This window comes from Arenimonas caeni (genome assembly GCF_003024235.1).
GTDB lineage: Bacteria > Pseudomonadota > Gammaproteobacteria > Xanthomonadales > Xanthomonadaceae > Arenimonas > Arenimonas caeni.
Genome location: NZ_KZ679087.1, coordinates 121,553 through 134,190 on the forward strand (window position 1 = coordinate 121,553; position 12,638 = coordinate 134,190).

The 12,638-nt window shown below is 69.9% G+C and carries 11 protein-coding genes; 1 reads left to right on the plus strand and 10 read right to left on the minus strand.

The features are described from left to right. Positions 1-153: 153 nt before the first annotated feature. Genes C6N40_RS06065 through C6N40_RS06075 form a run of 3 tightly spaced genes read right to left on the minus strand, consistent with a single transcriptional unit; the run spans position 154 to position 4,924 of the window. Positions 154-501 (minus strand): zinc ribbon domain-containing protein YjdM, encoded by a 348-nt coding sequence (locus C6N40_RS06065; RefSeq protein WP_106990115.1) that lies wholly within the window; start codon positions 499-501, stop codon positions 154-156. Continuing rightward, positions 498-2,747, minus strand: coding sequence for a DNA topoisomerase IV subunit A (gene parC / locus C6N40_RS06070; protein WP_106990116.1), 2,250 nt, complete (start codon positions 2,745-2,747; stop codon positions 498-500). The genes C6N40_RS06065 and parC overlap by 4 nt, the downstream gene beginning before the upstream one ends. A gap of 56 nt (positions 2,748-2,803) precedes the next feature. Then, entirely contained in the window at positions 2,804-4,924 is a 2,121-nt protein-coding gene (locus tag C6N40_RS06075) for a diguanylate cyclase (RefSeq protein ID WP_106990117.1), read from the minus strand. A gap of 96 nt (positions 4,925-5,020) precedes the next feature. Here C6N40_RS06075 and C6N40_RS06080 point away from each other — a divergent pair, with 96 nt between their 5' ends. Beyond that, positions 5,021-6,229: a multidrug effflux MFS transporter gene (locus C6N40_RS06080; RefSeq protein ID WP_106990118.1), complete on the plus strand. Its 1,209-nt coding sequence runs from the start codon at positions 5,021-5,023 to the stop codon at positions 6,227-6,229. A gap of 15 nt (positions 6,230-6,244) precedes the next feature. Here C6N40_RS06080 and C6N40_RS06085 read toward each other — a convergent pair whose 3' ends face one another. The 7 genes from C6N40_RS06085 to C6N40_RS06115 form a co-directional block, all read right to left on the minus strand. After that, positions 6,245-7,171 (minus strand): transposase, encoded by a 927-nt coding sequence (locus C6N40_RS06085; RefSeq protein WP_106990119.1) that lies wholly within the window; start codon positions 7,169-7,171, stop codon positions 6,245-6,247. A 360-nt stretch (positions 7,172-7,531) separates the two neighbouring features. Then, positions 7,532-9,472, minus strand: coding sequence for a M2 family metallopeptidase (locus C6N40_RS06090; RefSeq protein ID WP_240183459.1), 1,941 nt, complete (start codon positions 9,470-9,472; stop codon positions 7,532-7,534). A 125-nt stretch (positions 9,473-9,597) separates the two neighbouring features. Further along, entirely contained in the window at positions 9,598-10,110 is a 513-nt protein-coding gene (locus C6N40_RS06095; protein WP_106990121.1) for a hypothetical protein, read from the minus strand. 3 nt (positions 10,111-10,113) lie between these two features. Further along, entirely contained in the window at positions 10,114-10,386 is a 273-nt protein-coding gene (gene minE, locus C6N40_RS06100; RefSeq protein WP_106990122.1) for a cell division topological specificity factor MinE, read from the minus strand. Between the two features lie 3 nt (positions 10,387-10,389). Beyond that, positions 10,390-11,199 carry a septum site-determining protein MinD gene (gene minD / locus C6N40_RS06105; protein WP_106990123.1) on the minus strand — a complete coding sequence of 270 codons (810 nt, stop codon included), beginning with the start codon at positions 11,197-11,199 and terminating at the stop codon, positions 10,390-10,392. A 51-nt stretch (positions 11,200-11,250) separates the two neighbouring features. Beyond that, complete coding sequence (gene minC / locus C6N40_RS06110; protein ID WP_106990124.1) at positions 11,251-12,018, minus strand: septum site-determining protein MinC; 768 nt, start codon at positions 12,016-12,018, stop codon at positions 11,251-11,253. A gap of 2 nt (positions 12,019-12,020) precedes the next feature. Beyond that, positions 12,021-12,617: a GNAT family N-acetyltransferase gene (locus C6N40_RS06115; RefSeq protein WP_106990125.1), complete on the minus strand. Its 597-nt coding sequence runs from the start codon at positions 12,615-12,617 to the stop codon at positions 12,021-12,023. Positions 12,618-12,638: the final 21 nt, after the last annotated feature.

Genomic DNA, 12,638 nt, shown 5'->3' on the forward strand with positions numbered 1-12,638 from the left:
TGGAATGGATTTCCCCGGCCAACCCATCCTCTCAAGGTTTGGAGCCTCCGGGAAAGCCGGGGCGATTCAATTGGCCGGATAGTGCCGCATAAGCGGAAATAGCCTGGAGTTGCGGCCCGGTGTTATCCGGGCTGTCGGGCCTGAGACTATTTCTCAGCCCGCGTCTTTCTTCACGAACTCCGACTTCAGCTTCATCGCGCCGATGCCGTCGATGCGGCAGTCGATGTCGTGGTCGCCGTCGACGATGCGGATGTTGCGCACCTTGGTGCCCACCTTCACCACGGAGGACGAGCCCTTGATCTTCAGGTCCTTGACCACGATGACGGTGTCGCCGTCGGCGAGCGGGTTGCCGTTGGCATCGCGCACCACCCGGGTTTCCTCGGCGGTTTCGGTGGCCTCGCCCGGCGACCACTCGTGGGCGCATTCGGGGCAGACTAGCATCAGGCCGTCTTCGTAGGTGAATTCCGAGCCGCAGGCGGGGCAGGGGGGCAGGGTGCTCACGCATTCGTCTCCACGCGATCAACCTTGGTGAAACCACGCGGCAGCAGGTTGCCGCGGCTGGCGCGGCTGCCCTCGTAGGCCTGCAGGTCACGCCAGCCGAGCACGAGCTTCTGCTTGCCGCTGTGGATGGTCAGCTCGCCACCCTGGCGAACGCTGGCGATGGCCACCACCTTTTCCTGGCCGGCCTTGAGTTTTGCCGGCGGGATCTGGATGAGCTTGTTGCCCTTGCCCTTGTCCAGCTCCGGCAGTTCGGCGAGCGGGAAGGCCAGCAGGTGGCCGGCGCTGGTGATGGTGACGACCCAGTCGGTGGCCACGTCGGCCACCGGCACCGGCGCCAGCACCTCGCCGTCGCCCGGGTTGAGCAGGGCCTTGCCGGCCTTGTTGCGGCCGGTGAAGTTCTCGAAGCGGGTGACGAAGCCGTAGCCGTGCGAGGAGGCCAGCACGAAGCGGGCGTCGTTCTCGCCGGCGGCCAGGGACACGAAGCCGGCGCCCGAGGGCGGGCTGAAGCGGCCGCTCAGCGGCTCGCCGTTGCCGCGGGCGCTGGGCAGGGTGTGCGCCAGCGTGGAATAGCTGCGGCCGGTGGAGTCGAGGAAGGCCACCTGCTGGGTGGTGCGGCCGCGCACGGCCTGCAGCAGGCCGTCGCCGTCGCGGTAGCTCAGCGCGGCGGCGTCCACGTCGTGGCCCTTGGCGGCGCGCACCCAACCCTTCTTCGACAGCACCACCGTCACCGGCTCGCTCGGCACCAGCTCGGTTTCGCTGATGGCCTGGGCGGCCTCGCGCTGCACCAGCGGCGAGCGGCGCTCGTCGCCGAACTTCTTCGCGTCGGCCAGCAGCTCGTCCTTCACCTGCTTCTTGAGCTTGGCCTTGCTGCCGAGCGTGGCGACGATCTTCTCGCGCTCCTTCGCCAGCTCGTCCTGCTCGCCGCGGATCTTCATTTCCTCCAGGCGCGCCAGCTGCTTGAGCTTGGTGTCGAGGATGTAGTCGGCCTGCTCCTCGCTCAGCCCGAAGCGCGCCATCAGCACCGGCTTGGGCTCGTCCTCGGTGCGGATGATGCGGATCACCTCGTCGAGGTTGAGGAAGGCCACCAGCAGGCCCTCGAGCAGGTGCAGGCGGCGCTCGACCTTGTCCAGGCGGTGCTTCAGGCGCCGCGCCACGGTGTCGGTGCGGAACAGCAGCCACTCGGCCAGGAACTCGCGCAGGTTCTTCACCTGCGGCCGGCCGTCGAGGCCGATGATGTTGAAGTTCACCCGGAAGCTCTTCTCGAGGTCCGTGGTGGCGAACAGGTGGCCCATCAGGCCCTCGAAGTCCACGCGGTTGCTGCGCGGCACCAGCACCAGGCGCACCGGGTTCTCGTGGTCGGACTCGTCGCGCAGGTCCTCGAGCCAGGGCAGCTTCTTGGCGCGCATCTGCTGCGCCACCTGCTCCATGATCTTCGAGGGCGAGACCTGGTAGGGCAGGTTGGTGATGACGATGTTCGCGCCTTCGCGGGCCCAGGTGGCGCGGGCGCGCACGCTGCCGTTGCCGGTTTCGTAGATGGCGCGCAGGTCGTCGGGCGCGGTGATGATCTCGGCGCCGGTCGGGTAGTCCGGGCCGCGCACGTGCTCGCACAGGTCGCGCACGGTCGCGTCGGGGTCGTCGAGCAGGCGCACGGCCGCGCTCACCACCTCGTTGAGGTTGTGCGGCGGGATGTCGGTGGCCATGCCCACGGCGATGCCGGTGGTGCCGTTGAGCAGCAGGTGCGGCAGGCGCGCCGGCAGCCAGCTCGGCTCCTGCAGGGTGCCGTCGAAGTTCGGCACCCAGTCCACCGTGCCCTGGCCCAGCTCGCCCAGCAGCACCTCGGCGATGGGCGTGAGCTTGGACTCGGTGTAGCGCATGGCAGCGAACGACTTGGGGTCGTCGGTGGAGCCGAAGTTGCCCTGGCCCTCGATCAGCGGGTAGCGGTACGAAAACGGCTGGGCCATCAGCACCAGCGCCTCGTAGCAGGCGCTGTCGCCGTGCGGGTGGAACTTGCCGATCACGTCGCCGACGGTGCGTGCGCTCTTCTTGGGCTTGGCGGTGGCGCCCAGGCCCAGCTCGCTCATGGCGTAGATGATGCGCCGCTGCACGGGCTTGAGGCCGTCGCCCAGGAAGGGCAGGGCGCGGTCCAGCACCACGTACATCGAGTAATCCAGGTAGGCGCGCTCGGCGTACTCGCGCAGCGGGATCTGTTCGAAGCCGTGGAAGGCGGGGCGGGCGGGCTCGGTCATGCGGGGGCGTGCTCGGTGGATCGAAGGAAGACCCCGATTCTACCGGCCCCGGCGGCCTAGGGTTCGGCCAGCGCGTCGTTCCACTGGCGGGCCCGGCGCGAATCGGCGTCGCCGGCGTGGGCCGGGTCGTCGCCCACCACGCGGTTGCGGCCGGCGCGCTTGGCCCGGAACAGGGCGGTGTCGGCGCGGTGGAACAGGTCGCCGGCGTCGTAACCCTTGCCCAGGTCGGCCACGGCCACGCCCACGCTCAGGCTCAGGCCGGGCATGGGCGGGGTGGCGTCGGGGGCGCGCCAGACCAGGTCGAAACGAAGCTGCTCGGCCAGGGCTTCGGCGGCGGGCTGGTCCAGGCCTTCGCAGGCCACCAGGAACTCGTCGCCGCCGAAGCGGCCCAGCAGGTCGTCGCTGCGCAGCTTGCCGCGGGCGATGCCGGTGGCCAGGCGCAGGGCCTCGTCGCCGGCCAGGTGGCCGTGCTGGTCGTTGATGGTCTTGAAGTTGTCGAGGTCGAAGACCAGCAGGGCGACAGAGCGGCCGTGGTTCTCGGCGTGGCGCAGCAGCGTGGCGAGTTCGGCGGCGAAGGCCTGGCGGGTCAGTGCGCCGGTGAGCGGGTCGAGTGCCACGCGTTCGCGCAGGGCCTGGTGTTCGTTCTCCAGCGCCTGCTGGCGGTCGGCGATCTGGCGCTTCTCGTCGCGCAGGTGGCGGGCGTGGCGCAGCACGCGCACCAGGCCCCAGGCCAGCAGCAGGGTGGGCAGGGCGAGCGCCCAGGTCCAGGTCGGCAGGCCGTTGGTGCCGGCGGTGGACACCGGGCGCGCCGCAGGGGCATCGGCCACGCCGGCATCGAGCGCCATGAATCGCGCGCGGGCGCTGCCGTTGTCGGCCGCCAGCCGGCCCAGCTGGTCGAAGCGCGAAAGCCGGCTGCGGAACTCGAAGGCACGCTTGCTGGCGGCCAGTGCCTCGGCGGTGCGGCCGAGTGCGGAATAGGCCTTCTCCAGTTCCAGCGAGACGTCCTGGCGCAGGCGGTCGAGCCCCAGCTCGTCGCCGATGGCCTCGGCGTGGCGCAGCGGGGCGATGGCCTCGGCCGGGCGGCCCATGGCCACCAGCGCTTCGCCCTCGGCCAGGGCCAGGTCTGATTCGAGCAGGCGTTCGCCGAGCTTCGCGGCCAGGGCGCGGCCCTCGCGCAGCGTGGCCAGGCCCTGCGCGTGCTGGTCGTTGGCGACCTGCGCGCGGCCCAGCGCCAGGCTGCCCAGCGCGGTGCCCATGTCGCCGCCGTTGCGCCGGAAGGCCGCCATCGAGGCCTCGCCATCGGCCAGGGCGGCGGCGTGGTCGCCCAGCTCGAGCTGCAGCTGGGCGCGCAGCATCAGGTTCAGGCCCAGCGGGAAGTCGGGCGGGTTTTGGCCCATCAGCGCGATGGCCTGGTTGGTGCCCTGCAAGGCGGCCGGGTAGTCCTCGAGGTTCTGGAACAGCTTGGCCAGCGAGTAATAACTCTCCGACTGGTCGATCGGGCGGCCCACGCGCCGCAGGGTTTCGAGCGCGCTCACTTGCAGTTCGACCGCCTCGGCGTAGTGGCCGCGGCTTTCCTTGGCCCGCGCCAGCGCGCGTTCGGCCATGGCCACCTGGCGCTCGTGGCCGGTGCCGCGCCAGATGCGGATCGCCTCATCGAAGCGGCGTTCGGCGTCGTCGAGCGCGCCGGTCGCCACGTCGGCCAGGCCCAGGCCGTAGAGAGAACCGGCCACCTCGCGGCGGTCGCCGTAGCGGCGGGCGTCGGCCAGGGCTTCGTTCTCCAGCGCGACCACGGCGGCGAGGTCGCCGCGGCGGTAGGCCAGGTCGCTCAGGCCCGACAGCGCGCCCACCCGTTCGGGGTGATGGGCGGCCTGGCGCGAGACGGTGACGGCGCGGCGCAGCCATTCGTCGGCGGCGGGCGAGCGGGCGGCGCGGGCGAAGCGGGCGTTGGCCATCGCCAGCCGCACCCGTCCGCGCTCGCCGCGCGCGGCGGTGGCCAGGGTTTCCAGCCAGGGCGCGGCCTCGGCCTGGAAGGCCAGCCAGCGCTCGGTGGCCGCCGGGTCGGGCTGCGGCGGCGCCTGGGCGAAGGCGGGCAGGGCCGCGAGCAGGCACAGCCCGACGCCCCGCGAGAGCGGGCGGAACCAGGGGCGGGGGGTGGCCGGGCCGGTCCGGTTGGGCATTGACCGGAAGATAGCCCGTTAGCGCAAGTGGCTCCAGTCCTGCGCGGCTTACCCCGGTGCGGTTGGTAGACTGGGCCGCCTCGCGCGCCCGCCCCGATGATCCCCCACCTCGCCATTTCCCGCCGCCGGCTCGCCTTCATCCTCGGCGGGCTGGCGATGTTCGGTCCGTTTTCGATCGACACCGTGTTCCCGGCCTTCCAGCTGATGGCGCGGGACCTGGGCGTGGGCAAGGTGGCCATGCAGCAGACGATCAGCGTCTACCTGCTCGGTTATGCGGCGATGTCGCTGTTCCACGGCCCCATCTCCGACGCCATCGGCCGCAAGAAAGTGCTGCTGGCCGGCATCACGGTGTTCACCCTGGCTTCGGTGGGCGCGGCGCTGGCCACCGACATGGCCACCATGCTGGCCTACCGCGCGCTGCAGGGCCTGAGCGCCGGCGTGGGCCTGATCGTGGGCCGTGCCGTGGTGCGCGACGCGCTCGACGGCGACGATGCGCAGCGGCTGATGAGCCAGATCTCGATGATCTTCGGCATCGCCCCGGCCATCGCGCCGGTGATCGGCGGCTGGATCCTGGGTTTCTCCGACTGGCACGGCATCTTCTGGTTCCTGGCCGGCTTTGGCGTGCTGCTCGGCCTGCTCACCGCCTGGGGCCTGCCCGAGAGCCACCCACCCGGGGCGCGCACGCCGCTGCGCGCGGGCACGATGCTGCGCGACTATTGGGGCATGGTGTCCAACCGCCGCTTCCGGCTGCTGACGCTGGCCGGCACGGCGAACTTCGGCGCGCTGTTCCTCTACATCAGCTCGGCGCCCGATTTCGTGATGGGGTTGCTGGGCCTGGGCGAGCAGGACTTCGTCTGGTTCTTCGCGCCCACCATCGGCGGCATGATGCTCGGCGCCTTCGCCAGCGGCCGCGCCGCCGGGCGCATCACGGGGAAACGGCTGGTGGAGTGGGGCTTCCTGTGCTGCGGCGTCGCCGGCGTCTACAACCTCGGCTACAACGCGCTGGTGGACGCGCCCAGCCTGCCCTGGGCGATCCTGCCCACGGCGCTGGGCGCCTTCGGCATCGCGCTGGTGTTCCCCATCGTCACGCTGGCCATCCTCGACATGTACCCGCGCCAGCGCGGCGGCGCCTCGTCGATGCAGGCCTTCGTCGGCCTGCTCTCGAACGCCGCCATCGCCGGCCTGCTCTCGCCGCTGGTGAGCCACGATGCGCTGCTGATGGCGGTCGTCTCGGCCTGTTTCACCCTCGTCGCCTACGGGTTGTGGCGCTGGTACGTCGCCCACAACCGCCTCGCCCCCCTGTAGGAGCAACTGTCTTGATCAGACCGGACAAGACCTCCATTCGGTCCGGTCCCTGATCATGGCGTTCAGTCGGATGGCCAAGATGCGCATGCAGGCCACCAGGGCGACTTTGGCGCACTTGCCCTTGGCCCTGAGGGCGTCGTAGCGTGCCTTGAAGTCGGGCTGGTGGCGAACCGCGCTCCACGCGGCCATGTACAGGACGCGGCGTACCGCCCCGCGCCCGCCGTGGATGCGGCGGGCGCCGCGATGGTTGCCACTGTCGCAGTTGTACGGCGCCAGGCCGACCAAGGCGCTGATCTGGCGATTCTCCAACTGCCCCAGTTCAGGCAGGAAGGCCAGCAGCGTAGCCGTGGTCACCGCCCCGATGCCGGGCACGGCCCGTAGCCGGTCCGCGCGCTCATCGCCGCAGTCCGGCACACAGGCCTCGATCTCCCGGTCCAGTCGCGCGATCTCTCCCTGCAGATGCTTGATCTGGCGTTGCAGGCTCTGGCGGACGAAGGACTCGGTGGCTTGGTGCAGGCGTCGACGTTCATCGTCACGATGGGCCACCACCTGGCCCCGACGACGAACCAAGGCCTGGAGCCGGGCCTTGGCGGGGGTCAGGGGCGTCACGGTCGGCCCCTCGGTCACCGCAGCCATCCGGGCCAGCATCAACGCATCCATCGGATCGGTCTTGGCCGACTTGCCCATCGCCGTGGCGAAGGCCCGGGCGCGGTGCGCAGGGACCCGAACCACCGGCCAGCGGCTGGCCAGGACCTGCACCACGGCGCTCTCATAGCCGCCGGTCGACTCCAGCAGGATCCGATGGACGGGCTGTTTACCCAGCCATCGGACCAACTGGGCATGGCCTCTGGCGTCGTTGCTGACCTCAAACCGCACATTGCCCGGAACCACGGCCACGGCAAGGCTGGCCTTGGCCACGTCGATACCCACGAATGCCGACATCGGTTTTCTCCCCTAGACTGGACCGGAGAGCACACCAGCTGGCCCACGCTTGTGAGTTTCGAGCGGCTAACTCGCACAACTGTTCGGGCTTGGTCTGGTGATGGGGTGCGGGCGCCCTTGCTCCTACCCGTGCTTTCGAGCACTGCGCAACAGCGGCGTCCCGCACCCCGCTCTCAACCCAAACCCTAGGGCAAAACCCAGACACAAGCGCCTTCAGGCGCGAATCTTCCTGCGGTTGTTTTTGACTTTGCCTTCGGCAAAGAAGTGATTCGCGCCTGAAGGCGCTCCTGCAGGGGGCGTAAAGCAAACGGCCGGCGGGTTGCCCCGCCGGCCGTCCGGTTCACGCGTTGGTGCGGGCGATCAGCCCTTGGCGGCTTCCCAGCCGCAGGTCTGGCCCTGGTTCTGCTCCTGCAGCCACGACTGCAGCGGCTGGAAGTATTCCAGCACCGCCGAGGCGTCCATCTGCTCGCCGCCGGTCAGCTCCTTGAGCGTCTGCTGCCAGGGCTGGCTGGCGCCGCGCTGCATCATCGCCCAGAAGCGCTTGCCGGCTTCCGGGTTCTCGGCGAAGTTGCAGGTGTAGAGCGGGCCTTCGTGGCCGGAGGCATCGCACAGCGCTTTGTAGAACTGGAACTGCAGGATGTGCGAGAGGAAGTAGCGCGTGTACGGGGTGTTGCCCGGCACGTGGTACTTGGCGCCCGCGTCGAAGAACTCCTCGCCGCGCACGCCGCCGGCCGGCGCCACGCCCTGGTACTTGGCCTTCAGTTCCCACCAGGCCTGGTTGTACTTTTCCGGGGTGATCGAACCGTCGAACACGCCCCAGCGCCACTGGTCGATCATCAGGCCGAAGGGCAGGAAGGCCACCTTGGCCAGGGCCATGCGCATCTGGCCGTTGATCACCGCCTGCTCGCTGACCGCCGGCTTGTCGACCAGGCCGATCGAGGCCAGGTACTCCGGGGTCATCGACAGCTCGATGGTGTCGCCGATGGCCTCGTGGAAGCCGTCGTGCGCGCCGGTCTGGAACACGGGCGCCTGGTCCTTGTAGGCCAGGTAGTAATAGATGTGGCCGAGCTCGTGGTAGATGGTGAACAGCTCTTCCTCGGTCGGCTTGATGCACATCTTCATGCGCACTTCCGAGGCGTCGGTGTTCATCTGCCAGGCGCTGGCGTGGCAGACCACGTCGCGGTCGCGCGGCTGCACCAGCATCGAGTCGGTCCAGAAGGTCTCCGGCAGCGCCGGCATGCCCAGGCCCGTGTAGAAGCTCTCGGCCAGGCGGGTCATGCGGGTGGCGATCTCGACGTCGGCCTGGCGCTCGAGCTCCATCTGCTGGGCCGCGGTGAGGTTGCGCATGCCGCCGGCCTTGCTGACCAGGTCGGCCAGGATCTGCTCGCGCTGCTTCTTCAGCGCGTCGCTCACGTCCAGGCTGCCGACGCCCTCGTAGGGCTGCAGCAGCGGCCAGAGGTTGCCCCAGTCCTGCTGCCAGAGGTTGCCGGTGAGGTGGGCCGGGATCATGCCGTCGATCGAGCCCTGCTCGCCGTACTTCTGCTCGAGCTTGGTGCGGGTGTAGCACTGCAGCTGCTCGTACAGCGGCTGCACCTGGCCCCAGAGGCGGTCGGCCTCGGCCTTGAATTCGTCGGCGGGCATGTCGTAGCCGGCGCGCCAGACGTCACCGGTGTTGGCGAAGCCCATTTCCCGGGCGCCTTCGTTGGTCAGCTCGACGAAGCGCACGTAGTCCTGGCGCATCGGCTGGGCGATGGTGTGCCAGCCTTCCCAGGCGGCGCGCATTTGGTCGTAGGAGCTGTTCTCGGTGTCGGCGAGGATCTCGCTCACCTGGCCGATGTCCTTGCAGTCGTCGCCCACGCACCACTTGCCGGCGCCGTAGGTGGCGCCCATGCGCGAGGCGATCTCGGTCAGCTCCTTGAGCTTGGCCGGGTCGCGCGGGGCGGGCATCGACGAGCTGGTCTTGAGCAGGTGGATGGCGCGGGCGGTCGAGGCGTCCAGGCCCTCGGTGGAGTAGGTCTTGGCGGCGGCGATGAACTCGTTGTTCTTCGCCAGCCAGCGCTCGTTGGCGGCCGACTCGACGCGCTGGCTGTCCTTGTTGATGTAGGTGGCGCCCAGCCAGGCGGCCGAGGTGATCTCGGGCGTCATTTCGTGGAGCGTCGTGTTGACCTCGGCGACGAATTCTTCGGCCGACTTGGCCGGCGCGGCCGGGCCGACGGCCTCTTCGGTGGACTTCGAGCAGCCGGCGAGGGCCACGAGGCCGGCGGTGATGGCGAGCGCCAGAAGGGCGCGTTGGGATTTCACGGGTGTGCTCCAGGAACGGGGTGGGAAACCGCCCGAAAGCGTAGCACGTGGGGACGGGTGCATTTTTCGCCCCGGTTCGGCGCGGCATGGCCGCGTCGAACCGGGGCGAAAAATGCACCCGTCCCCTAGGGCAGGGCGCGGGCGGCGAGGAAAGCCCGGGCGTCCTCGGCGTCGTTTTCGAACCAGGCCCGGGCCGAGCCGAGGCGGAAGGTGTAGCCCCAGGCGTCCATGTCGGCCATCAGGCGCTGGCTGCCGACGCCGGGCAGGCGGTCGGCCAGCAGGATCTGCAGGCAGCAGGTGGCGTCTTCCTCGGCCACCGAGTCGGTGGCGTCGGTGTGCACCAGCGCGCGCCGCTCGGGCGGCATCACGATCAGGTGGCAGGCCTCGTGCAGCAGCGAGTGCACGGGGGTGTCGGCGCGGGCGTACACCGTGGTGCCGACTAGGCCGGCCTCGCACTCGCCCCAGTAGCTGCCGGGGATGGGTTGGCCGCCGGGCACGGTTTCCAGCACCAGGCCATAGCCGGCCAGCAGCGCCGTCGGTGCTTCGAAGCCGATGTCGGCCAGGCGCAGCACGTCGGCGCCCGATACGACGACGGCACCGGCCTGCGCCGGTGCCGCCGGGGTGTCGCCAGGGGCCATGGCTCAGCCGTTGGCGGCGGTGGCCGGCTTTTCCGGCAGGGCCACCGAGATGTCCAGCAGCTCGCTGTCGCCGTCCTTGTGCAGGTCCACCTTCACCGCGTCCGCGTCGACGTTGATGTACTTGCGGATCACCTCAAGCAGCTCGCGCTGCAGCACCGGCAGGTAGTCCGGCGCGTTGCGCAGGCTGCGCTCCTGCTGGATCAGGATCTGCAGGCGGTTCTTGGCGGTGGAGGCGGTGTTCTTGCTGCGCTGGGTGAGGAAATCGAAAATGCCCATGGCTCAACCCCCGAACATCTTGGAGAAGAAGCCCTTCTTCTCGACCGTGGTGAATCGCATCGGGCGCTCTTCGCCGAGGATGCGGGCGACGGCGTCGGTGTAGGCCTGTCCGGCCGGCGAGGCCTCGTCCAGGATCACCGGCACGCCGGCGTTGGAGCTCTGCAGCACCTCCGGCGACTCGGGGATGACGCCCACCACTTCCAGGCCCAGGATCTCCTGCACGTCGGCGATCGAGAGCATGTCGCCCGCCTCCACGCGCTTGGGGCTGTAGCGGGTGAGCAGCAGGTGCTCCTTCACGCGCTCGCCGGCCTCGGCCTTCCTGGTCTTCGAGGACAGCAGGCCCAGGATGCGGTCGGAGTCGCGCACCGAGCTCACTTCCGGGTTCACCACCACGACGGCGCGATCAGCGAAGTACATCGCCAGGAACGCACCCTTCTCGATGCCCGCCGGGCTGTCGCAGAGGATGTAGTCGAAGCCCTCGTCGGCCAGGTCCTTGAGGACCTTCTCCACGCCTTCCTTGGTCAGCGCGTCCTTGTCGCGGGTCTGCGACGCGGCCAGCACGTGCAGGTTGTCGAAGCGCTTGTCCTTGATGAGGGCCTGCTTGAGGTTGGCCTCGCCGTTGACCACGTTGACGAAGTCGTAAACCACGCGGCGCTCGCAGCCCATGATCAGGTCGAGGTTGCGCAGGCCGACGTCGAAGTCGATGACGACGGTCTTCTTGCCGGCCCGGGCCAGGCCACAGGCGATGGATGCGCTGGAGGTGGTCTTGCCGACGCCGCCCTTGCCCGAGGTCACCACGATGATTTCAGCCAATGTTCTTCTCCGTAACTCTGTGTCGCGCCCTGGAGGGCGTCTGTGTGGGGGTCAGCCGAGCTGTTCGATCCGAAGCTTGTCATGCTCGAGCCAGATCTGCACGGGCTTGCCGAGCAGCTCCTTCGGGATTTCCTCGAGCACCTTGTAGTGGCCCGCCACGGCGACCAGCTCGGCATGGAATTCACGGCAGAAGATGCGGGCCGAGGCCATGCCGGCGGCGCCGGCCAGGGCGCGGCCGCGCAGGGCGCCGTAGACGTGGATCGAGCCGTCGGCGATGACCTCGGCGCCGGCGCCGACCGTGGCGCAGAGGGTGAGGTCGCGGTCCTGGGCATAGATCTGCTGGCCCGAGCGCACCGGGTGCAGATGCACCAGGCCGGGTTCGGCGCGCGCCGCCGGGGCGGCCGCGGCCGGCGCGGGGGCCGGTTCCGGCGCGCGCGCGGCGGGGGCGGGGGCCGGTGCAGCCGGCAGTTCGCCGTCGCGCTCGTACTGGGCCCGGAACTTGGCCAGCAGGGGCAGGCCGACTTCCTGGCTCAGGGCCTCGACCGCGCTGGTGCCGTAGGCCAGGGCCACCGGCAGCACGCCGGCGCCCCGCAGGGCGTCGAGCAGGGTCCGGGTCTGGTCGGCGCTGGGGCACTGGCTCAGGCCGCCGAAATCCACCACCACCGCGGCCCGGGCGAAGAGCTTGGGCGCGCGCTGCACGCGCTCGGCCATCTCGGCGGCCAGGCGGGCCGGGTCGAGGGTGCGCACGCGCAGGTTGGCGATGCCGACCTGGCCGAACTTGAGTTCGCCGGCCTGCTCGTAGTCGAGGTTAGCCGCCATGCTCAGGTTCCCGTCGCCAGCGCCGGCCGGCGGCCGGGGAGGGGACGGGCGCGCAGCCAGGGCAGGTCCGGCAGGCGGCCGCCGTAGGTTTCGGCCACGTAGGGGTAGCTGCACATTTCCTTGAGCAGCATCGAGGCGCGGATGTCGCTGCCGGGCATCACGTTCTGGCCGACTTCGCGGAAGCCGAAGCTGCCGTGGAAGAGCAGGGCCGGGTCGTTGCCGGTCTGCAGGAAGACCTCGCAGGCCAGCAGCGGGCTGCGCACTTCGGCGAAGCTCTGCACGTCGGCGTACATGGCGCGGCCGCGGCCGCCGCCGCGGCGGGGCCGGGCGATGACGATGCGGTCGATGTACATGAATTCCGGGTAGCGCTCCCGGAACCACAGGAAATTGGGACTGTCGTGCGGGGCGTCCTGGCTCAGGGCGACCAGGAAGCCGGTGACGTGGCCATCCTGCTCGGCGACCCGGAAATACTCGGCGTTTTCCCAGAAGAAGCGGGCCTTGGCCAGGTCCATCGGCAGGATGGAGGGGCCGGCGGCGTTGTTCACGGCAACGACGGAATCCAGCTCGTGCTCGCGCACGTCGCGGATGGTGATCGGCATTGGACTACGAACTCCGATGGC